This is a genomic window from Streptomyces sp. NBC_00237, from assembly GCF_026342435.1.
Taxonomy (GTDB): domain Bacteria; phylum Actinomycetota; class Actinomycetes; order Streptomycetales; family Streptomycetaceae; genus Streptomyces.
The window spans coordinates 386,321-408,818 of the sequence record NZ_JAPEMT010000002.1 but is presented as its reverse complement, the minus strand read 5'-3'; the positions used below and the strand labels follow the sequence as shown (position 1 = coordinate 408,818).

14 protein-coding genes and 2 pseudogenes are annotated in these 22,498 nt (G+C 71.8%); 9 read left to right on the top strand and 7 right to left on the bottom strand.

The genetic code is table 11. The features are described 5' to 3' along the window. Positions 1-44: 44 nt before the first annotated feature. Positions 45-542 (top strand): annotated as a pseudogene (locus tag OG897_RS16110) (thioesterase family protein); the annotation flags it as partial. 217 nt (positions 543-759) lie between these two features. Here OG897_RS16110 and OG897_RS16105 read toward each other — a convergent pair. Next, positions 760-1,185 carry a hypothetical protein gene (locus OG897_RS16105; RefSeq protein ID WP_266657395.1) on the bottom strand — a complete coding sequence of 142 codons (426 nt, stop codon included), beginning with the start codon at positions 1,183-1,185 and terminating at the stop codon, positions 760-762. A gap of 167 nt (positions 1,186-1,352) precedes the next feature. Beyond that, positions 1,353-1,736, bottom strand: a pseudogene (locus OG897_RS16100) (ATP-binding protein); the annotation flags it as partial. Between the two features lie 304 nt (positions 1,737-2,040). Between OG897_RS16100 and OG897_RS16095 the strand changes: the two are divergent. From OG897_RS16095 to OG897_RS16080, 4 genes are all read left to right on the top strand, one after another. Next, positions 2,041-2,901, top strand: a complete 861-nt coding sequence (locus tag OG897_RS16095; RefSeq protein ID WP_266657393.1) for a helix-turn-helix transcriptional regulator — start codon at positions 2,041-2,043, stop codon at positions 2,899-2,901. 93 nt (positions 2,902-2,994) lie between these two features. Further along, complete coding sequence (locus OG897_RS16090; protein WP_266660214.1) at positions 2,995-3,210, top strand: DUF397 domain-containing protein; 216 nt, start codon at positions 2,995-2,997, stop codon at positions 3,208-3,210. Between the two features lie 80 nt (positions 3,211-3,290). Beyond that, complete coding sequence (locus OG897_RS16085; protein ID WP_266657391.1) at positions 3,291-4,115, top strand: SAM-dependent methyltransferase; 825 nt, start codon at positions 3,291-3,293, stop codon at positions 4,113-4,115. A 465-nt stretch (positions 4,116-4,580) separates the two neighbouring features. Continuing rightward, a complete protein-coding gene (locus tag OG897_RS16080; protein WP_266657389.1) occupies positions 4,581-6,938 on the top strand; it encodes a glycoside hydrolase family 3 N-terminal domain-containing protein in 2,358 nt (785 codons plus the stop codon). A 67-nt stretch (positions 6,939-7,005) separates the two neighbouring features. On the opposite strand, the gene OG897_RS16075 is transcribed toward OG897_RS16080, so the two are convergent. The 5 genes from OG897_RS16075 to OG897_RS16055 all read right to left on the bottom strand — a co-directional run bounded on the left by OG897_RS16075 (position 7,006) and on the right by OG897_RS16055 (position 16,408). Then, entirely contained in the window at positions 7,006-7,821 is an 816-nt protein-coding gene (locus OG897_RS16075) for a hypothetical protein (protein WP_266657387.1), read from the bottom strand. Further along, positions 7,821-9,110, bottom strand: a complete 1,290-nt coding sequence (locus OG897_RS16070; protein ID WP_266657385.1) for a VWA domain-containing protein — start codon at positions 9,108-9,110, stop codon at positions 7,821-7,823. The genes OG897_RS16075 and OG897_RS16070 overlap by 1 nt, the downstream gene beginning before the upstream one ends. Before the next feature lie 74 nt (positions 9,111-9,184). Continuing rightward, complete coding sequence (locus tag OG897_RS16065) at positions 9,185-11,110, bottom strand: M64 family metallopeptidase (RefSeq protein WP_266657383.1); 1,926 nt, start codon at positions 11,108-11,110, stop codon at positions 9,185-9,187. A gap of 72 nt (positions 11,111-11,182) precedes the next feature. Further along, positions 11,183-12,157 (bottom strand): hypothetical protein, encoded by a 975-nt coding sequence (locus tag OG897_RS16060; RefSeq protein WP_266657380.1) that lies wholly within the window; start codon positions 12,155-12,157, stop codon positions 11,183-11,185. Positions 12,158-12,163: 6 nt separating this feature from the next. Further along, positions 12,164-16,408, bottom strand: a complete 4,245-nt coding sequence (locus OG897_RS16055) for a CHAT domain-containing protein (RefSeq protein WP_266657378.1) — start codon at positions 16,406-16,408, stop codon at positions 12,164-12,166. Positions 16,409-16,599: 191 nt separating this feature from the next. Between OG897_RS16055 and OG897_RS16050 the strand changes: the two genes are divergently transcribed. The 4 genes from OG897_RS16050 to OG897_RS16035 are packed head-to-tail and all read left to right on the top strand — an operon-like array spanning position 16,600 to position 22,477. After that, the gene (locus OG897_RS16050) at positions 16,600-17,487 is read left to right on the top strand and encodes a transporter substrate-binding domain-containing protein (protein ID WP_266657376.1); all 888 of its coding nucleotides are present in this window, start codon (positions 16,600-16,602) and stop codon (positions 17,485-17,487) included. A gap of 11 nt (positions 17,488-17,498) precedes the next feature. After that, complete coding sequence (locus OG897_RS16045) at positions 17,499-18,371, top strand: amino acid ABC transporter permease (RefSeq protein WP_266660212.1); 873 nt, start codon at positions 17,499-17,501, stop codon at positions 18,369-18,371. Next, positions 18,368-19,135: an amino acid ABC transporter ATP-binding protein gene (locus OG897_RS16040; protein WP_266657374.1), complete on the top strand. Its 768-nt coding sequence runs from the start codon at positions 18,368-18,370 to the stop codon at positions 19,133-19,135. Before OG897_RS16045 ends, OG897_RS16040 begins: the two co-directional genes overlap by 4 nt. A gap of 42 nt (positions 19,136-19,177) precedes the next feature. Next, positions 19,178-22,477 carry an NACHT domain-containing NTPase gene (locus OG897_RS16035; RefSeq protein WP_266657372.1) on the top strand — a complete coding sequence of 1,100 codons (3,300 nt, stop codon included), beginning with the start codon at positions 19,178-19,180 and terminating at the stop codon, positions 22,475-22,477. Positions 22,478-22,498: the final 21 nt, after the last annotated feature.

The window sequence follows — 22,498 nt, the reverse complement described above, 5'->3', positions numbered from 1 at the left end:
TGGGCGACCGCCAGGACGTCACCGAGACCACCGAACTGGACGGCGTGGTCGACTGCCTGCCCCTCGTCCACCACACGGTCCGGCCCGAGTGGATCGACTACAACGGCCATCTGAGCGAGGCTTTCTACGTCCTCGTCTTCGGGTACGCCACCGACGCCATGATGATCGAGACCGGTCTGCACGCGGGCTACCGCGAGGCCACCGGATGCTCCCTCTACACGGTCGAGGCGCACATCCGGTACCTCGACGACGTGCCCGAGGGCGCTCGCCTGGCCGTCCGCACCCGGGTGCTGGGCGTCGACGCGAAGAAGCTGCGCTTCACCCACGAACTGTTCGTCGTGGACACCGAGGTGTCGGGGGAGTCGCCCGCGACCCTGCCGACCGAGGCCCGGCCGGTGGCGACCACCGAACTCCTCGCCCTTCACGTCGACCAGGCGGCGGGTCGCGCCACCGGGTTCCCGGAGATCATCCGTGAGCGCCTGACCGGCCTGTGCGAGGACGCCCCGTCCTGGGCGGGCCGTTCCATCACGGAGATCCCGTCGGCGGGCCGGCCGGGCGCGCACCCGGACAGCCGGGCCGCCGCGTCGCCCGGTGCGGACACCTCGTCCCAGGTACGGCCCTCGGCGCCACCTGCGTAACCCGGCGGCGGGAGCGGTACGGGAGCCGGGGGCGACGAGTCGGCGCAGCGCGGTCTCCCCGGCCTCGCGTACGCCCAGGACGTCCGCGTGCGCGCCGGGGAGGTGGGCGGGAGAGGGTTGGTCAGGGCAGCGCGGGCAGCCCGTTCACCCAGACAGGGGCCGTCCCCGCGAGATGGCACACCATCAGGTAGAGGGGGATCGGCGGGGTGTAGGGGGCCGGGCCGTCCGGGGTGTGGATCAGCCGGGTGCGCGGGGCGGCGACATAGGCCCCCGAGGCGTACCGGGCGGGCTCGGGCCACGGCAGCCCGAGGTCGGAACCGGACGGAACGATCCACCACCAGAGCTCCGCGTCGCCCGACCCGTCGGCGAACACGCACCCGGGGCGCGGCAACTGCCGCAGCAGCCGCTGCCCGTGCCGGGCGGGCAGCCCCACCGCGTCGCAGCCGAGCGGTGTGTGGTCGAGCGAGGGCGGCAGGGGCAGCCGGGCGGGCCCGCCCGCACCGGTCCTGCGGACCCGGGTGAGCCGGGCGGCGAGGCGGTGGCTCATCGCAGCGCGCCGCCCTGCACGGCCGGGGGAGCGGACACCGGTCCTTCGGGGCCCAGGGGGTCACCCGCAGCCAGCAGGCCGTCGGGGCCCAGAAGGTCATCAGCAACCACGTCACCAGTCACGTCAGCTGTCACGTCTGAGGTCACGTCCGTGGTCACGTCACCGCACCCGTGCGGAAGTTCGGCCCACACCGTGCGACCCGACTCCGGGTCGTTCTCCTGGGAGCCCCACGCGTCGCACATCCCGTCGACGAGCACGAGCCCGCGCCCGTGCTCTCCCGCCTCCTGTGCCGTACGTCGCAGCCGGGGGCCCTCGGGGCCGATGCCCTCGTCCCGTACGGCGATCCGCAACCGGCCCTCGGTGTCCACGAGCTCCAAGCGCACTCGCGCGCTGCCCGTGTGGATCACCGCGTTGGTCACGAGTTCCGAGACGACCAGTGAGGCGGCGAAGCCGACGTCCTCTCCCAGTCCCCAGTCCGTCAGCCGGTCGGCGGTCAAGTGCCGTGCGCGCGCGACCGACTCCGGACATGCGGGCAGGGCGAAACCGAACCGACGGACGCAGGCACCCTGGATGGGGCCCGTGACCGGGGAAAAGAGCGTGGAGCCACGTACCACGACCGCATCCTCACCAATGGGGGGAGCGACTGCCGTGCACCGCCTCCCCCGATGCGGTGCACGGCAGTCGCGTGAACCAGTTCACACATCAACTCTCCCTCTGCTCACGTCACTTGGCAAGAGGCACTCTGAAATTTCCAGAGTGTCGTTTCGTAGATCAAGAGTGCATGGCACACTGCATCGCAACAGCACGTAGAGCACAATCGCCATTTAGTGACGGTGAGTTACGGGGAGGTTTCCCATGAGTGAACCGCGGTCCGCCCCGACCGTCGGGCAGGTCGTGCTCGGCAAACGCCTTGCGGACCTGCGCGAGCGCGCGGGCCTCACGCGCGACCAGGCGGCCAAGGTGCTGCACGTCGCCCCGGCCACCGTCCGCCGGATGGAGACCGCCGAGGTCGCCCTCAAGATCCCGTACGTACAGATCCTGCTCAAGGAGTACGGCTGCAACGAAGCCGACTGCGAGGCGTTCGTCCGCCTCACCCAGGAGGCCAACCAGCCCGGCTGGTGGCAGCGGTTCCACGCCGTCCTGCCCGACTGGTTCAGCATGTACGTGAGTCTGGAGGGCGCCGCCTCCGTCATCCGCACCTACGACCCGCACTTCGTGCCAGGACTCCTCCAGACCGAGGACTACGCCCGCGCCGTGATGCGCAGCGGAGTCGTCGGCCAGACCCGCCCCGAGGACATCGAGCGGTACGTCGCCCTGCGCATGCAGCGGCAGGCCCTGCTCACCGGGCCGGACGCCCCGATCCTGTGGGCGATCATGGACGAAACGGTCCTGCGCCGCATGGCGGGCGGCCCCGACGTGATGCGCGCCCAGGCCGACCGGCTCCTCGAAGCCGCGGAACTACCCAACGTCACCCTCCAGCTGGCCGAATTCAGCAGTGGCCCGCACCCGGGCACGTTCGGCCCCTTCATCCTCTTCCGCTTCGCCGTGCCGGAACTCCCCGACATGGCCTACAGCGAGTACCTGACGGGCGCCGTCTACCTCGACGCGCGCCCCGAGGTGGCCACCCACCTCGAAGTCATGGACCGCATGGCGGCACAGGCCGCCACCGCGGCACGCACGAAGGAGATCCTCGCGGATTTCCGCAAGGAGCTCTGAACCGTCATGTCGCACATTCCCCGCACTCCCCGCCCCGACCGGCGAGCCGGCCGCCGCCCGGAGCTGCGCCCCGGTCGCCGCATCTACAACGGCATGCCCGCCGCCGACCTGCCCGCCGACGGCTGGACCAAGCCCTGGAGCGGCGGCAACGGCGGCGCCTGCGTCGAGACCATGAAGCTCGCCGACGGCCGCGTGGCCGTCCGCCAGTCCACCGACCCGGACGGTCCCGCCCTCATCTACACCCCCGGCGAGATCGCCGCTTTCATTCAAGGGGCGAAGGCGGGTAAGGCAGACTTCCTTCTCACCTGAGAACCCGAGGCACCACACAGCTCATGAGCACCCCTCAGTACCTCTTACCCCCAGGCCACTTGACCTCCCAGGAGACCTCCATGACCGGGCAGGACCGCACCACCGGCAGCTCCCCCTCCATCGAGATCGACACCAGCAAGCCGCATCCCGCCCGGATGTACGACTGGTTCCTGGGCGGCAAGGACAACTACCCCGTCGACGAGGAGATGGCCAAGCAGCTCCTCCAGATCGACCCGCGCGGCCGTGAGATGGCTCGTGTCAACCGGGCGGTGATGCACCGGGCCACCCGCTGGCTCGCCGAGAACGGCATCCGCCAGTTCCTCGACATCGGGACCGGCATCCCCACCGAGCCCAACCTGCACCAGATAGCGCAGACCGCCGCCCCCGAGTCCCGCATCGTCTACTGCGACTACGACCCCATCGTCCTCGCCCACGCCGAGGCCCTCCTGCGCAGTACCCCGGAGGGCATCACCGAGTACATCCAGGCCGACGCGCGCGAGCCCGAGTCGATCCTGGAGCACGCGGGCAAGATCCTCGACTTCGACCAGCCGATCGCGCTCTCCCTGGTCGCCCTGCTGCACTTCGTGGGCGACGAGGACGGGGCGTACGAGATCGTACGGAGCCTCATGGACCGGCTGGCGAGCGGCAGTTACCTGGTCCTCTCGCACGTGGCCCGCGACTTCGACCCGGAGGGTGCGGACAAGGCGGCGGCCATGTACAAGTCGCGCGGCCTGACCCTCCAGCCGCGTACGCGCGAGGAGGTCGCGCGCTTCTTCGAGGGGTACGAGCTGATCGAGCCCGGCGTGTCGCTGGCCGCGGAGTGGCGACCGGAACTGGGCGAGGTCGTCCCGGTCCAGGGCGACGAACCGATCCCGGGCTGGGTGGGCGTGGCCCGCAAGGCGTGAGGCCCCTGATGTGCCGGTGACCGCCCCACCCCGGCGGGGCGGTCACCGCACCAGTGCCGTAACCAGCCAGACCGCTCGCGCCCCGGCTGCCCGCTGTTCGGGGGCGAAGGAGATCACCCTCACCTCCCAAGTGGGGGTCCGCCCGGCGCCGTCGCACGCCTCGTGCCTCACTGTGCCCCGGGCGCCGCACTCCTCGCAGTCGACGTACCCCGTGCCCCCCCCGCAGTCGCCGCTTGCGCAGTCCTCGCACTCCTCTCGGCCCGTCAGCCTGACGGCACCGGGCTCGGTCCGGTAGTCCGTGCGGCGGCTCTCGATCACTCCACCGATCCCTGTATGCGCGTACATCGCTGGCTCGTCGCACCCCTTGACCCACCCGTAACAACCCCCTAGCTTCCACTCAACACTTGGAGATCCGCACACAATTCACGGCTACTTCTCGGCAGTACGTCTTCAGAGGGTGAACCCATGAGTGATGTGAGACGACGCAGTGTCCTGACTGCGTTCGGCGGAACGGTCGCAGCGGGCGCGGTCGTCGGAAGCGCGGGAGCCGCCCAGGCCGCCGGGCCGGACGCGGCGGCGGCCGGAGCGTCGGGGGAGGCGGTGGCCGAGGCATCGGGGGAGGCGGTGGCCGGGGCGCCCAAGCCCGGCCGAGGCCGTCACGAGCGCGAGATAGCGGCGCTCCTGCGCAAGATGACCGTCGAGGAGAAGTTCGGCCAGCTCCAGCAGCTGCCCTGGGCCTGGGACACGGGCCCGGGCGGCGGCGGCACCGAGGAGGCCACCAGGGCGGCCCGCGCCGGGCGGCTCGGCTCGGTCCTGTCGATCTACGGAGGCAAGAGCAACAACGCCCTCCAGAAGATCGCCGTCGAGGAGACCCGCCTCGGCATCCCGCTCCTCTACGGCTTCGACGTCATCCACGGCCTCTGGACGACCTTCCCCATTCCCCTCGCCCAGGCCGCCTCCTTCGACCCGCAGGTCGCCGCCGTCGACGCCGAAGTCTCCGCCAGGGAGGCCCGCTCCAACGGCATCCACTGGACGTTCGCCCCCATGATGGACGTCACCCACGAGCCCCGCTGGGGCCGCATCGCCGAGGGCAACGGCGAAGACCCCTACCTCACCGCCGAGTTGGCGAAGGCCAAGGTCATCGCCTACCAGGGCACCGCCAAGGGCCGCGACCTCAGGGCCAAGGACAAGCTCGCCGCCTGCGCCAAGCACTACGTCGCCTACGGCGGAGCCGAAGGAGGCCGCGACTACAACACCGTCGTCGTCTCCGAGTCGCAGCTCCGCAACCACTACCTGCCGCCCTTCAAGGCCGCGATCGACGCCGACTGCGCGACCGTCATGGCGTCCTTCAACACCATCAACGGCGTCCCGGCGCACGGCAACGCGCACACCCTCAACGAGATCCTCAAGGACGAGTGGGGCTTCGACGGCTTCGTCGTCTCCGACTGGACCGGCGTCCAGGAACTCATCCCGCACGGCTTCGCCGCCGACGGCGCGGAGGCCGCCCGCCTCGGCCTCAACTCCGGCGTCGACATGGAGATGACCAGCACCCACCTGGTCACCCACGGCAAGAAGCTCCTGCGCTCCGGCCGGATCTCCGAGCGCCGCCTCGACGACGCGGTCCGCCGCATCCTGCGCCTCAAGTACGAACTCGGCCTCTTCGAGAACCCGTACGTCGACGAGACCGCCGTCATCGGCGAGCCGACCCCCGAAGCCCGCAAGGCCGCCCGCGACACCGCGGCCCGCTCGATGGTCCTGCTGAAGAACGACAAGCAGGCCCTCCCGCTCGCCCCCACCACCAAGTCCGTCGCCGTCGTCGGCCCGTTCGGCGACTCCCAGGACCTCCTCGGCGCCTGGGCGTTCCCGTTCGCCGCGAAGAAGGCCCCGGCGATCACCGTCCTGGAGGGCGTCAAGGCCGCCGTGCCGGACGCCACGGTGACGTACGCACTCGGTGTGGACGCCGACGGGAAGGACACCAGCAAGATCCCCGCCGCCGTCGACGCGGCGAAGGCCGCCGACGTCACCGTGGTAGTCGTCGGTGAAGCCTCCGCACTCAGCGGTGAGGCCGCCGCCCGCGCCGACATCAGCCTTCCCGGCGGTCAGGAGCAGCTCATCGCGGCCGTCGCCGCCACGGGCAAGCCCTTCGTGGTCGTCCTCGTCAACGGCCGCCCCCTCACCACGGGCGACTGGCTCGGCTCGGCCCCCGCCGTCCTGGAGGCGTGGCACGGCGGCACCGAGGCGGGCAACGCCGTCGCCGACGTCCTGTTCGGCAAGGTCAACCCGGGCGGCAAGCTCCCGGTGACCTTCCCCCGCTCGGTCGGCCAGATCCCGATCTACTACAACCACGAGTCGACGGGCCGCCCCCACGACCCCAAGAACAAGTACACGTCCAAGTACCTCGACCTGCCGCACGGCCCCGAGTTCGCCTTCGGCCACGGCCTCAGCTACACCACCTTCGAGACGAGCGCCCCGAAGCTCGGCCGCGACAGCATCTCCACCCGAGCCCTGCGCTCCGGCGACACCGTCGAGGTCTCCGTCACCGTCACCAACACCGGCACCCGCGAAGGCGACGAGGTCGTGCAGCTGTACGTCCACGACAGGTTCGCCAGCATCGTCCAGCCGGTCCGCAAGCTGCGCGGCTTCCGCCGGGTCACCCTCGCGGCGGGCACGTCCACGACCGTACGCTTCCCGCTCGGCGCGGAGGACCTCGGCTTCTGGACGAACTCCGAGGACGGGAAGTTCGTCGTCGAGGCGGGCGACGTCGACGTCTACGTCGGCACCAGCTCCGAAGCGACCGCCAAGGCGGCCCTGAAGATCACCTGAACATCCAGAACGCGAGGAGAGGCGGGGAGCATCGACTCCCCGCCCCCTATTGCCTCGTGACGTTACGTCAGTAGCTCTGCGGCACCCGCGCGGGCCGCCCCGAACCCCGCGTCATCGCATAGCCCGCGACACCGGCGAGAGCGGCCAGCACCGCGCCGCCCGCCGTCCACAGCCACCGGCTCGACCAGTTCCCGGACGCCCAGCCCCCCTCGGGAGCGGCGGAGAGCGACGCCTGCTTCGGCTGCCCCTTCGCGTCCGACTTCTCCGTCGTCGCCCCCGGCACCAGCGGAGCCGTCAGCGCCCCGTCGACCGCCTTGGCCCCGCCCGCGTCGACCACCACGGGCCGCATCTCCGCCTTCACCGGCAGACCCAGGTCGTCGTCCGCGAGCTTCGTCACCGTGAGCCGTACGAAGTACGAACCGGGCAGCGGATCGTTCGACGACTGCTCGGCCCAGGACCGGATCGTCCGGAGGTGGCAGGTCAGGCGCACCGAAGCGGCGTCCTTCGGCGCGGTCGCCGTCGACGACCCGTAGGTGCACGCCTGCTTCCTGCGCAGCCCGTCGTACACGTCGAGCTGCCAGGTCTGCGCCCCGTGCCGCTGCGCGGACTCCGGCAGCGCCACCTTCGCGCGTACGGTCGCGTCCTGGCCCGCGTCGGCCGGGAACACCCAGTACAGGTAGTCGCCGGTCGAGGCGCCCGCCGTGGCGACCTGCCCCGACGCGACGGCCGTGGCCGTACGGAACGACGTCCCGGCCTCGGTCGGCGCGGCCGCACCTGCGGAAGGAGAGGGGGAGGGGGACTCGTCCGCGTACGCGCCCGGAGCCCCGCCCAGCACGGCCGCGGCAGCCAGCAGCACACCGCTCAACACACGTGTCGTACGCATCAGTTGGTCCTCCAGACCGCGAAGCGCCAGCGGGAGAGCCAGCCGTACAGCAGGCCCGCTACGAGCCCGACCAGGACCATCACGCCCAGCAGCCACCAGCCGTGTCCGAGCCCGAAGGACGCCACGTCGGAAGCCTGCTCCGGCGAGTCCACCAGGTCGAGCGACAGCTCCACCGGCATGCCCGGCTCCGTCTTCACCGAAGGCGGCGCGGAGAACGAACTGCTCACCTGGAGGCAGACCGTCTCCGCCGGGGGCTCCTGCCCCTTCTCGGCGTCCACGTCCGCCTTCGGGTAGCGCAGCCCGGACGAGATCACGTCCGTACGCCCGTCCCCGGCCTCCTGGCCGCGCACGATCTCGCGCCCGCTGAGCGTGGAGGCCCGTACGAGAAGCCCGTAGTCGTTGTTCACGGCCCGGTCCGCGCCGATGCTCACCGAGGCCCGCAGCTCCTGGCCCGGCTTGACCTGTACCTGGTACCAGCGGTGCTCGCCGAACTTCGCGCGGTCGGTGTAGAGACCGGCGGTCAGCTTCGGGGCGTCGGTGCAGGACGCGCCGCCCTTCGTGGCGACGGGGTTGACCACCGGGTCGGCCGCCCGGTCCACCAACTGTTTGACGCGCTTGGAGAGTTGCTCCTTGTGCTGCACGGCGGTGTACGTGCCGCCGGTCGCCTCTGCGATGCAGGTGAGCTGCTGGCGGATCTTCGCGTTCGGCACCAGGCCGAGCGTGTCGATCACCAGGTGGGTGCCCTTCGCGGCGATCTCGCGCGCCACGACGCACGGGTCGAGGGGCCCGCAGGTGTCCTCGCCGTCCGTGATGAGCACGATCCGCCGGGTGGCGTTCCCGCCCTCCAGGTCCTTCGCCGCGCCGAGCAGCGCGGGCCCGACCGGGGTGAAACCGGTGGGGGCGAGCGTCGCCACGGCGGCCTTGGCCTCGGTGCGGTCGAGCTTGCCGACCGGGTACAGCTGGCGGGTGTCCTCGCAGCCGCGCTTCTTGTCCTCGCCCGCGTAGTTCGCCCCGAGCGTCCTTATCCCGAGCCGCACCTCCTCGGGCGTCGCGTCCAGCACCTCGTTGAACGCCTGCTTCGCGGCGGCCATCCGGGACTGTCCGTCGATGTCTCTGGCCCGCATCGAGCCGCTGACGTCGAGGACCAGCTCGACCTTGGGGGATTCCTTCGGGGCGCCCTCGGCGCTGTCCCCGTCGTCGGCGAGCGCCGGCGACGGGAGCAGCCCGGCGGCCAGAGCGGCGAGCAGTGCGCCGCACGCTCCGGCCGCCAGTCGTTTCCTTGTGATCATCGCCGGATCTTATGGAAGATAGTCAGCCCGGCACAAAACGAGTCCCCGCCACGACGGGTGAGGCACAGTCAGGGCTACGGCCGAGGCGGTGTCAGCGTCACCAGGAACTTCTTCGCGGGTCCGACGTTCCCGGCCGCGTCGATCGTCCGGTGCTCGATCGTGTGCGTCGTGTACTCGGGCGTCGCGTCGTCCCACGGCACCACGCGCGGCGTGCCCAGCTTCCCGTACACCAGGTCGTCGACGTTCGTCCCCGACGGCGTGAACCGCCACGGCGAGTCGGCGTCCGTCGGCCACCCGTAGTACGTGTACCAGCCGTCCCCGTTCACCCGGAACTGCGAGACGACCGTCCCCGACTGGTCGTCCTTCGCGTCCAGCTTCATCGTGAACGGCCCGTCGTAGACGTACTCCACGGGCTTCCCCGGCCGCTGCACGGTGCGCACCGGCTTCGACAGCTCGTACGAACCCTTCGCGGCGGTCGTGTCGACGATCCAGCTCAAGGTTGCGGACGTACCGGCGATCCGTGCCTTCAGGGTGTGCGTACGTCCGCCGGGCAGCGGCAGCTTGCCCAGGTCGAGGTCACGGTCGTTGCCGAGGCTCGTGGCGACGGGCCACCCGTTGAGGGTCCACCGCACCTGGGGGCTGAGCCCGGCCGCCGGATGCGAGGTCTCGGCGTACACCACGGACTTCGCCCCGACCGGCTTGTCGGTGCCCGTGTGTCCGGTGAACCCGGCTGCTCCGGCGGCCTGTTGAGGTGTCCGTACGGTCTTGTCCACCGTCCACGTCACCGTGCGGGTGAGAGCCTGCGAGCCCCGCACCTTCGGGTCCCGTACGAACGGCGTCGGATCGGTCACGGTCGCCGTCAGCGTGTGTGCCCCCGTGCCCACGTGCAGCCGCTTCAGATCGAGGCTGCGCGAGCCGAACGTCCCCGGCACGGTCTTCCCGTCCAGCTTCCACGTCACGTCGAGCGCGCCGCCCACCGGGTGCAGGGTGTCGACCCACGCGGTGCGGTCGGTGCCGAGCGGGGCGGTGTTCGGGGTGTGGTCCTGGACCAGGTTCACCTTGCCGGAGATGGCCTGGGTCATCACCTCGCGCTCCACCTGGTCGAAGTCGTACCCGAGGGTCTTCATCATGGAGTGCCTGCTCGGCCGCCAGACGCCCTTGGTGGAGTACATCCCGCCCTCGTGACGCCCGATCCTCCCGCCGGACAGGCTCTCCTCGCCCAGCCAGCGCCACCACTTCTGCTGCTTGGTCCGCATCTCCTCCTCGCTGAGGAGGGTGTGGTGCGTGGAGTTCGGCTCGCCGCCCGTGTACGTACCGCCGGGGACGCCGCGCCCGTAGTAGTCGTACTCGTCGTCGAGCTTGCCCAGCGAGTGGCCGATCTCATGCGGGGTGATCAGGGAGGAGAGGGCGTTGCCGCCGGACGCGGTGGCCCAGGCGCCGCCCGCGCCGCCGTACGTCTGGCTGTTGGCGAGCGCGACGATCTGCCGGTTGGCGCTCTTGGTACCGACGACGAGGTCGGCGGCGGCGCTCGCCTTCGTGGTGTCGACGGTCAGCAGCCGCTGCACGCTGCTCGCGTTGCAGCCGCCCCAGAACCCCATGTCGAGAGGGGTGTCGCGGCGGGCGTCCGCCAGCCCCGGATCGCAGTCGACGCCGGACTCGGGGGAGGGCAGCTCGACGGCCCACACGTTGATGTACGAGCGGTAGGAGGCGAAGGGCTCGATGCTCCACAGGACGTTCATGTGCTTCTCGACGTCCGCGCGGAACCTGGGTATCTCGGCGGCCGTGTAGCCGTCGCCGAGGACGACGAGGTTGAAGCGTTTGTCGACGGGGCCTGTGGTCTGGATCGGGACGACGGTGGCGTTCGCGGTGACGTCGGCGTTCGCCGTGACCGGGTCGCGGTCGTCAGCGGCGGCCTGCTGCGGGACGGTCAGCGCGGCGGCGAGCAGCGCGCCCGCCGCGGCCAGCAGCGCGGGTCTCGTGGTGCGTCGGATGAGTCGCATGGCGCGGAGCGTATGACTGTGCCGAACGCACAGTAAAGGGGCGGGAGTTGGCCATGTGACGCGGTGCTGCCTTCACACCGTCGGCCAGTCGTGCGGGACCGCCCCCTCCAGCCGCATCGCCAGCGCCCGGCTGAGGCTCTCGCCCGACGCCCGCTCCTCGGCCGTCGTCGCGGGCAGCGGAAGGCCCACCGCCCGGTACAGCCGCGCCCGGTGCACCGTCACCGCGTCCATGACCTGCACGCAGTACGCGTCGACGCCCGCCCGCAGTGCCCGGTGCGCACCCCAGCAGCACCCCACGCACACCACCAGCCACACCGCCTTGGCGACGACCCCCGGCAGCAGGAACACCCACACCCCACCGGCCGCCGCACACAGCAGGGCCTGCGCCCGGCCCAGTACCCGCGTGGCGGCCGTGGCCAGCCGGTCCCGCGCGGACTGTTCCAGGGCCTCTGTGAACGGGCCCCAGCACACCGCGAGTCGGAGCCCGTACGCCCGCTGCACCTCGGCGGTCAACCCGACCAGCGCGTTGCCGACGGCGGTCGGCCGCAGGTCCTCGGTCCGGCGCGGATAGCGCGCCCACGCCGCCGCTGCCCGCGCCGCCCGCCAGCCCTCCTGCACGTCCCACGCGGCGGGGTCCGTTCCAGCCCTGGCCGGCGCGGGCAGCCGCCCCCTGCGGAGTGCGGTGCGCCGGTCGCGGTGCCTCCGGGTACGGACGCGGGTGACGGCCACCGCGATCCGGGAGGTGCCCCAGCGCCCCGACAGCACCTCAAGGAGCGGCCCCGCCAGCGCCGACGAGGCCAGCGCCGACAGCACCACCACCGCGATCAGCGCGGCGGCCAGCACCGCCTGCCCGGCCGCCCCGCGCTCCTGCAACCGGCACGGCACCGACAGCAGAACCCCCGGCTCCCTGCACGCCGTCGCCGGACCGCCCCGCTGATGCAGTACGAGGACGAGACCGGCCAGCCACCACAGCAGCAGCGGGCCGCCCATGACGGCGCTCCACCGCTTGGCGACGGGCTCGACCATGCCCTTGACCAGGTCACCCATGGCGGCTCAGGCCCGCTGTTCGAAGGCGTGGTCGGGGTGGCGGGAGCAGCAGTCGTCCTCGTAGGGGGCGTTCATGTCGCCCAGGGTCTCCACCGTGCAGCCGGGGACGGGGCAGACCCAGCGGTGGTCGCCGTAGGAGGGGCCGGGCATGCGGGGGAGGATGGGGGCCCGGTCGCTTCCTGTCGGTGCTTCCTGGTGCGCGCCGTCCCCGGGAGAGGTCGAGAACGGGACGACGGAGGAGGGGTGTTCCGGGTTCTTTGAGGGCATGGGATGGCCGATTCCGTAGTGGACGAAGGCGGCCCAGGACCAGGGGTCCTCGGCCCGGACACGAGCACCCCCGCCGCCCCCGGCGGTGCGCTGCCGCGCCTGGGCGAGGGCGGACAGCTGGGCGGCGCGCAGTGCCTCGGCGGGCGGCAGCCCGTCGGTGTTGAGCCGGTGGTGGAAGTCCGTCATCAGGGTGCACGTCGGTGCGTCGCCCACCGCCCACAGCGAACCCACCACGGCCGCCGCGCCCAGCGCGGAGAACGCGGTCGCCAGGCTCAGCGCCTCGTCGTACCCGTCGCCTGGCACGGCCGTCGCGCACGCGGACAGCACGATCAGGGGCCCGGGACCGGCGTGCGTGCCCGTGCGGACGCGCTCCAGGAGCATGGCCACACTGAGCCGCTGCCCGTTGGCCAGCAGCAGGTGCGAGGTGGTGGACGGTGCGCAGGTCAGGGCGTGGCACGCGAAGTGCGCGACCGGGACGGCCGGTTCCCGGGCGGCCGGGAGCAGCGCGCCGAGGACCGCGCGCGGAGTCGCGGGGTGCTCGGCCGGGGAGCTCGGGTGCGGGGCGGCCCCACTCGCGGCCGTACCGCCCGAAGCGCCCGTACCGCCCGTACCGCCCGTACCGCCTGAAGCTCCCGTACCGCCCGAAGCGCCGAACCGGCTTCCCTTCGCGTAGTACAGCCGATGGGCGTCTTCGGCCTCCTGCCGTGCGTACGGCAGGTCCCGTGTCGGGTCGACGACGACCACGCCGCCCCCGTCCAGCGGGTGCAGGCTGCGCCTGGCGAACCATTCCAGGGACCGCGCGGACGGTGCGTAACTGATCGCCAGCTCCTCGATCGCGTACCGGTGTCCCCGCCCGCCCTCCGACCACCGTCGGGCCGCGTGCCACGGGACGAGCCCCAGGGCTCCCGTCGGCACGAGCACCACTCGGGGCACCGCCCCCGCGTGCCGGTAGCGGGTCACGTTCGCGGTGACGGTCTCCATCGCCGCGTACCAGGCCCAGTCGCACACCTCGTGCAGCCGCTCCCGCCAGGCGCGCCGCACCCCGTCGTCCTGCGGGCTCCGTACGACATGGTCGTGGGCCTCGGCGAACCGGGCGAAGGCGTCGTCGTCCCGCCGCACCAGCCGAGGCAGCTCCAGGGTGTCCAGGCGCCCGTCCCGGTGCAGGACCAAGGCCCAGCCGCAGCCGTCCGCAGCGCCCTGGAGGAGGTGCACGACCGCGTCGGCCCCGAGGCGCCCGCAGTGACCGGCGACCCGCTCGGGAGCGGGGGCGTCCAGCAGCTCGGCGAGCCCTCCGGTGTCCCCACCGGCCAGGGCCTCCAGCACACGCCGCCGCAGGTCGTCCGGCACGACCCCTTCCGTCGACGCGGCGGCAACGGCGACACCGGTCGAGGAGTCGGTACGGCGGGCCGGGCGGCGGGGTGCCGCGGCCCGCTCCCACTCGTCGCGCAACGCGGTCAGGCCACGCTCTTCCAGCAGCGCGCCGAGGGTGGCGTGTGCCGTCGCCGCGTGCACGGCCAGCGCCCGCCCGGACTCCACGGCCGCGAACGCCTCGTCCGGCACGCCGTCCTCCAGGCACCAGGCCGCGAGCCGCCCCGCCTCGTCCACGGCGCGGCGCGCCGAGTACGTCGCCTCCAGCGGATCGGACTGCACCAGTACCTCCCACATCCGGCCTCGCAGCGCTTCACGAGCCAACCCCCGCGCCGCAACCAGCTGTTGAAGGGTCCGTACGAGGAGGGCCCGCTCGCTGAGCAGTGCGGTCCGTGCGGCGCTTCCGTGCCGAACGGCCTGTCGCGCGGTGTGCGCGGCGAGCCGCTGGTCCACTGCGGCCAGCCGCGTCCAGTGGGACCGCCCGACGGAGACCACCGAGGTCTCGCCCCCGGGCGGAACCTCCGGCGTTCCGGACCCCGGCGGGAGCACGCCCCCGTGTTCCGCCGCCCAGTCCTGCGCCGACAACCGCACCGTCCGCGCCAGCAGCTCCAGCGCCTGGGACTCCAGCTCGACCGAGATGCCGGGGGTCGCGAGCGCCGCCTCGAAGGCGGTCACCGCGCGCTCCAGGAGGGCGTCCGCCCGCTCGGCCGTACCTGCCCGGCGCGAGCGCGCGAGCTCCACACGCCCCAGGTTGAGCTGCACGGTGGCGCGGGGGAGTGGCGACCCGTCGAGCAACTCCAATGCAAAGCGCAGCCGTTCGGCGGCGGCATCGGTGTCGTGCGGTTCCCGGAACACCTCGTACCGGGACAGGAGGTACGTGGCGAGGTTGTTCAGCGCGCCGGGGAGATGCGCGTGCCCGGCGGGCAGGCGGCGCACCTGCTCCTGGGCCTCCCGGATCGCCTCGTCCAGCGTTCCGTGGTGCCGCGTGCGCAGGTACTCGGCGTGCAGCACCGCCGCGAGCCCCGGCACCCGGTCGCCCCGGGCCAGCAGGTCCCGCGCCGCCCTCACGTCATCGGCCGCGCCCCGCAGTTCGTACCGAGCGAGCAGCGCCTCGCCGAACCGTCCTCGGTGCAGCGGGAGCTCCTGGTGCGCGGGCGGCAGCTGCCGTACGGTCCGGTCGAGGAGGGACACCGCCTCGTCCAGGTCTTCGGGCGCACCCAGGGTCTCGTACCGCAGCTGATGCGCCACGGCCAGCGCACCGGCCCACCGGGGCTGTTCGGGGTCGTCTGCCGGAAACGTCCGGACCGCCTCGCGGAGAAGCTCCAACCCCTGTTCCAGGAGGGCGAGTTCACCGGTCCGTTCGAACAGCTGCAAACAGACGACGCCCAGGCTTCCCGCCCCGGCGCCCCGGTCGCGCGCGTCGGTTCCCGATCGGATCGCCGTCAGGGCTTCCCGCTGCAACCGAAAGGCTTGCCCGAGCAGTTCGGGGCGGCCTTCGGCCAGGTACCGCTCGCGTTCGACGATCCCCAGTTCCCGCAGCCGTACGCCCCGTTCGGGATCATCTTCGGGCAGGCCCCGGACGGAATCCCGCAAGACCCACGCCGCCCGTACCAGATCGCGCGGATCGGGCTCCCGCTCTCCGGTCCTGCTCCGGTTGACGTACCGCAGACGCAGCGCGCCGCCCAGGATCCACCGCCAATGGGCGGCCCGCTCGGGGGAGTCAAGGGCTTCGGCGATCTCCACGGCGCGCCCGGCGTTGCGTACCGCCTCGTCCAGGTCCTCGGCCGCGCCCGCCAGGTCGGACCGCAGGCACAGCGCGTGCGCGAGCCCTCCCGGCGCGAGGTCCGCCCGGGGCTCGTCGTCGGGGGCGAGGTCCACGGCCGTGCGCAGCATGTCCACGGCCCGGTCCAGTACTTCGGGGTCCCCGGTGGTGGAGTGCCGGACGTGCAGGAGGTGCCCGAAGTTGAGGAGATGCGTCCACCGGCGCTCGGGCGGCGAGGCCAGGACCGCCTCCCGCTGGGCCTCGTGGGCCGTCAGGAAGTCCGCCTCGGCGCCCTCCCGTTCGTACCGCAGCAGCGCGATGCCGCCCAGGGCGTCGTGGTGCGCGGCGGCCTCCGCGTACCCGGCGGTGTGCGCGACGGAGAGCCGCGCGGCGTCGAACGCGGCATCGAGAACGCCCGCCGTGCCGGTCAGCTCGAACCGGTCCCGCAGGCGTTCGGCCAGCCAGTACGCACGATCGGCGAGGGTGTGCCGCCACTCGGTGTGGGCGTCGGGCCCGTCCGGACCGGTACCCACCAGCTCGGTGCCTACCGGTTCGGCCTCTTCAGGTCCTGGCTCCGCCGCGCGGGTCAGATCGACCGAGATCTGGAGCAGCCCCACCGCCGCGTCGAGGTCGTCGAGTTCGCCCGTCGCCCTGTGCCGCGCACTGTGGCAGCCCGCCAGCAGGTCCAACAGGTCCCGGTCCTGCGTGCGACCGGCCTCCTGGTCCGCGACGAGCACTGCCGACAGCAGCCGGATCGCCTCGTCGAGGGCGTCCGTGCCGCCCGTGCCGCTCTCGTAGTCCTCCAACGCGGTCTCGCCGTCGGCCAGTCGACGGCCCCGCTCGTGCTCGTGCACCCGATCCCCGCTCTCCCGGCGGCCCCCGGCCGTACCTTCAGCACCGATCCCCGGCGCCCCGACGGCGGAAACCCCGGCCCGACCGCGCCCGCCCCCGGGGAGAATTCATCATCTCGCAACACGTTCCAGAATGCGGACGAACACCGATTCGACGTGGACAAAAGTCCCTGCTCACTGCCACTCTCGGCGCCATGCGCCCTGTCATCCTCGCCCGCAGTCTCACTGCCGCCTTCGCCGTCCTCGCCACCGCGTTCGCCGCCGGGTGCGCCCCGCAGCCGGAGCCCGGATCGAAGGCCGCGCCGTCGTCGTCCGCCGGAGGAGCCGCCGCCTGCCCGCAGGGCAAGCTGGCCACCGAGACGGCGGGCAAGCTGACGGTGGGCACCGACAAGCCCGCGTACGCACCCTGGTTCAAGGACGACAGCCCGTCGAACGGCCAGGGCTACGAGTCCGCCGTCGCCTACGCCGTCGCCGAGAAGCTCGGGTACCAGAAGGACGACGTCGTCTGGCAGACCGTCGCCTTCAACAACGCCTTCGCGCCGGGCGAGAAGAAGTTCGACTTCGACCTCAACCAGATCTCCATCAGCGACCAGCGCAAGAAGGCCGTCGACTTCTCCTCCGGCTACTACGACGTGCGCCAGACCGTCGTCGCCCTCAAGTCCTCGAAGGCCGCGAAGGCGACGTCGGTCGCCGACCTCAAGGACGCCAAGCTCGGCGCCCAGGTCGGCACGACGAGCCTCGACGTCATCAACGAGGTCATCAAGCCGACCCAGCAGCCGTCCGTCTACCAGAAGAACGACTTCGCCAAGGCCGCCCTGAAGAACGGCCAGGTCGACGCCATCATCGTCGACCTCCCCACCGCCTTCTACATCACCGGGGCCGAGGTCCAGGAAGCAGCCGTCGTCGGCCAGTTCGCCGAAGTCCCGGGCAAGGCCGAGCAGTTCGGTCTCGTACTCGACAAGGGGAGCGCCCTGACGGCGTGCGTGACGGGCGCGGTCGACTCCCTCCGCAAGGACGGCACGCTCGCCAAGCTGGAGAAGCAGTGGCTGGCGGACGCGGTCGACGCCCCGGTGCTGAAGTGACGCTCGAAAAGATGCCGTCGGCGGCGGCGCGGAGCGACGGCTACGTCCCCTCCGCCCGCCGCCTGGAACGCGAACGCTTCCGGCGCGGCCGTACGCGCCGCGCCACGGCCGTCGCCGCGCTCAGCACCCTGGTCACGGCCGCCGTCCTCTACCTGGTCGTCGTCAACTCGCCCGGCTGGGAGCGGACCCGCGAGACCTTCTTCGACCCCGCCTTCGCGAAGAAGGCGTTCCCTGAGGTCATGGAGGGCCTCTGGCTGAACCTCCGGCTGCTGGTGGTGTGCGGGGCTTCCGTGCTGGTCCTGGGCATGCTGCTCGCGGTGGCCCGCACCCTGCGGGGACCCGCCTTCTTCCCGCTCCGCGCGCTGGCGACCGCGTACACGGACTTCTTCCGGGGGCTGCCGCTGATCATCAACCTCCTGATCGTCGTCTTCGGCGTCCCCGCGCTGCGGCTGACGGGGGTCACCACCGACCCGGTGATCCTGGGCGGGGTCGCGCTGACCCTCACGTACGCGGCGTACGTCGCGGAGGTCTTCCGGGCGGGCATCGAGTCCGTCCACCCCTCGCAGCGGGCGGCGGCACGGTCCCTGGGCCTCTCCCACCGCAAGACCCTGCGGTACGTGGTGCTGCCACAGGCGGTGCGGCGGGTCGTCCCCCCGCTGCTGAACGACCTCGTCTCGCTCCAGAAGGACACCGGCCTGGTCTCCATCGCGGGCGCGGTCGACGCGGTCTACGCGGCGCAGATCATCGCGAGCCGCGACTTCAACTACACCCCGTACATCGTGGCGGGGCTCGTCTTCGTCGCCCTGACCATCCCGATGACGCGGTTCACGGACTGGGTGACGGCACGGATGGACAGGCAGCGCGCCCAGGGAGGAACGGTATGAGCGACGTCTCCGCTGTGCTGCGGCTGGAGTCCGTGCGCAAGACGTACGGGACGCGGCACCAGCAGACGGTGGTGCTGCGGGACGTGGACCTGGAGGTGCCCGCGCACACGGTGACCGCCCTGATCGGGGCTTCGGGGTCCGGAAAGTCGACCCTGCTGCGCTGCGTGAACCTCCTGGAGGAGATCGACGACGGGGCGGTCTTCCTCGACGGCGAGGACATCACGGACCCCCGGACGGACGCGGACGCGGTACGCCGTCGGATCGGCGTGGTCTTCCAGTCGTACAACCTCTTCCCGCACATGTCGGTGCTCGACAACATCACCCTGGCCCCGCGCCGGGTGCACGGGGTCGCGCGCGAGGAGGCGGAGGAGCGGGCGCGGGAGTTGCTGGAGAGGCTGGGGCTCGGCGGGAAGGCGGGGGAGTACCCGGACCGGCTGAGCGGGGGGCAGCAGCAGCGGGCGGCGATCGTACGGGCCTTGGCCGTACGCCCTCGGCTGCTGCTGCTCGACGAGATCACGGCGGCGCTGGACCCGGAACTGGTGGGGGAGGTGCTGAGCGTGGTGCGGGACCTGAAGGAGGAGGGCATGACCATGGTCATCGCCACGCACGAGATGGGCTTCGCGCGGGAGGTCGCGGATCAGGTGTGCTTCCTGGACGCGGGAGTGGTGCTGGAGCGCGGGACGTCGGCGGAGGTGTTCGGCGCGCCGCGCGAGGACCGAACTCGGCAGTTCCTGAAGCGGATTGTGGAGGCGGGCAGGTTGTAGACCGCCGGGTCCGCTGTCAGTGGTGCGTGGTACATCTGAGGTATGCGCGGGCGACGACTTCTGAGTTACCGGGACGCGGTGGCGATCCTGGGCGGCGACAGCGAGGCCCTGGCGGCGGCGGACCGAGTGGTGGGCGGTGCGCTGAACGCCGCCACGGGCGGGGCGAGCGATGCGGTGCTCGGGCTGTTCGGGGCGCAGGGGCGGGTGCTGCGGATCGGGCGGGACGTGACGACGGGGCTGCGGGACCGGCTCGGGTCTGCGGAGCGGGCGGACCGCACGGAGCAGATCGCAGCGGCGCACGCGGTGCTGGTGATCACGGCGTTCTTCGAGGTGCTGGAGGAGGCGGAGCTGCCCTTCCGGCTGGCCGACGCGGAGTTGACCCGGTCCGAGCAGTTGGCTCTGGCGGGAGGCAGCCCCGACGCCCCGCGCTTCGTCGCCACCCTCCTGTCCGCCGAGGTGCCCCAGCCGGGCCCGTTCCGGCCCTTCGAGCAGACGCTCAACCAGCTGCACGTCTGGTACCTGGACCTTGCGGAGCAGCTCAAGTACTTCCTGCGGGGCCTCGCGCTGTGGGACCGCCTCGACGAAGCGGCGCGCGATCGCACCGCTCTGCAGCTGAGTCGTCTCTACCAGCGGGCGGTGCAGAGGTACCGCGAGCTCTTCGCTCGACTCGCCCTGGAAATACCCGAGTTCGGCTTCTGGTCCGGCCAGCTCGAACACCAGGCCACCCGGAACGAGATCCGCCGCTCACTGGCCGGTGTGGAGAGCGCCCTCGCCGGACTGGCCTCCGTGCGCCCGCTCGGCCATGCCGCCGACGGCCTGGTGCGCGGCTCGCGGGCCGCACTGGGGCGGGCCATCCTCTCCGAGGGCCAGGCCCCGAGCGGCGTACGCCTGCCCTCTCTCGAAGAGGGCTACGTGGACCCGGACTTCCGGGTCAGGGCATTGCCCGAAGGAGGTATGGGCCCGGCGACGGAGGACTGGTGGGCGGACGTACCCGTCAGGTCGGACCTCACGGAGTTCCTGGCCGGAGCGCTCACCTCGGAGATGACGGCCACCGTGCCGCTGCTCGTCCTCGGCCAGCCGGGGGCGGGCAAGTCCGTCCTGACGAAGATGCTCGCCGCCCGGCTGCCCGCCGCCGGATACCTGCCGGTACGGATCGTGCTGCGCGAGGTGCCCGCCGAGGTCGACGTACAGGAGCAGATCGAGTACGCGGTACGGGCCGCGACGGGCGAGCGGGTGTCCTGGCCGGAACTGGTGCGGTCCGCCGAGGGGTCGGTGCCCGTCCTCCTCTTCGACGGCTTCGACGAACTGCTCCAGGCCACCGGCGTCAACCAGACCGACTACCTGGCCCGGATCGCCAAGTTCCAGCAGCGCGAGGCCGACCAGGGGCGCCCGGCGTACGCCATGGTCACCAGCCGCACGGCGGTTGCGGACCGCGCCCGCTGCCCGGAAGGGACCGTGGCGGTACGCCTCGAACCCTTCCGCGAACCACACATCCGACGCTGGCTCTCCGTGTGGAACGAGCTGAACGCACCGCACTTCGCCGCGCAGGGACTCCGCCCCCTTTCGGTGGAAGTGGCCAGTGGGTACGCCGAGTTGGCGTCGCAGCCGCTGCTCCTGCTGATGCTCGCCCTGTACGACGCCAACGCCAACACGCTCCAGCGGGAGGCGGAGAGCGGCGAGCCGTTCGGGGCGGCGGAGCTCTACGAAGAGCTGCTGGCCTCCTTCGCGGTCCGCGAGATAGGCAAGTCGGCAGACGCCCTGACTGCACGCCAGCTCGCCGAACACTCCGAGCGCGAGCTCACTCGGCTCTCGCTCATCGCCTTCGGCATCCTCAACCGCCGCCGCCAGTGGATCACCGTGGCGGAACTCGAAGAGGACCTGAACGCGCTGCTCGGCAGGCAGTCCACCACCGCCGCCGACTTCCGTGCCCCGCTCAACCAGGCGGAGATCGCCCTCGGCCGGTTCTTCTTCATGCAGAAGGCGCAGGCTGTCCAGGACGACCGCGAGCTGACCACGTACGAATTCCTGCACGCCACCTTCGGCGAGTACCTGGTCGCCCGGCTCGCCGTTATCCTCCTCGACCAACTCCTCGATCAGCAGCCTCCGTTGACCATCGGCAGGGCGCCGGTCGACGACGATCTGCTGTACGCCCTGCTGTCGTACGCCTCGTTGGCCTCCCGGCAGATGCTGCGCTTCGTGGACGCCCGCATCGGACGCCTCGCCCCCGAACGCCGGGAGAGGCTGGGTGAGTTGCTCATCGACGTCATGGAGGACGCCCGCACCAGGGTCGAGCACAAGTACGCCGATTACCGTCCCATTCCCCGGGCGACGGCTGCCCGGCACGGGAAGTACGAGGCGAACCTGATGATGCTGACGGTGCTGGTCACCGGCGGTGTCACGGCCGGCCGACTGTTCCCGGCGGCCGTCGACCCGGCGGGGATCTGGCCGCTGAGGGTCCAGCTGTACCGGTCGGCGCTGACCGCGCAGGAGTGGACCGAGTACGCGCTCGCGCTGGATGTGCGGCGCACCTGGGTGGGGGATCGCCGGGAGCTGACCGTCACACCGCTGTCGACGGAACCGCCGGAGCCGAGCCCCGTCGATCCGTACTGGGTGTACGGCCACGCGCCGACCGACCAGCGCCAGACGGACCGTATGGCCTGGTGGCGCAACGGCTCGCGGGAGGCCCGGCACAAGATGGTCGTCGCGGACGTGAGCCATGACGAGGTGCTGCGCCACGCCCTCGACCCGTTCTTCCGCCACCTTGGCGGCGCACTGGACACCTTCTACGGAGAAGCGGAGGGCGGCTACGCCAGCTCCGTCGCGCACGACCTGCTGGAGGTCTGGCTGACGAGCCATCTGGACCAATCCGATGCGGAGTTGGCCGTCCGGTACGAACGCTTCGGTGGAGTCGTCAGCGCCCTGTCGGGAGTGCCGGTCAGTGTTGCCGACGGGCTGGCGGCGCTGCTCTACGGGCAACTGCTGCACGACGCGCATCGACTGCCGGCCGGCCTCGTGTACGACCTCCTCACCTCCTGGGTGGAACCACTGGTCCTGCCTGCGGTCGTGCTCCAGGCGCGTACCGCGCTCAGGCGGCTCGGTGTCCCCGAGCCCCGGGTGAGGGACGTGGCCGATGCCGATGCGCGGGCGAACCTGCGGACACTACTCAGCGACCTTCTCCAGCCGAGTGCCGCTGACAACGTCGACATCTTCCATTCGGTGTGGGAGGCCGAGTCCGATTCGATGAGCGCGCGGCAGTTCCTCGTCTCGTACGAGAACTCGCTGCCGCCAGAAGCAGCCCAGCGGCTGCGCGACCTGCGCAGCCGCCGCGACGGGCGCACCTGACGGAACCGACGCGCCCGATCG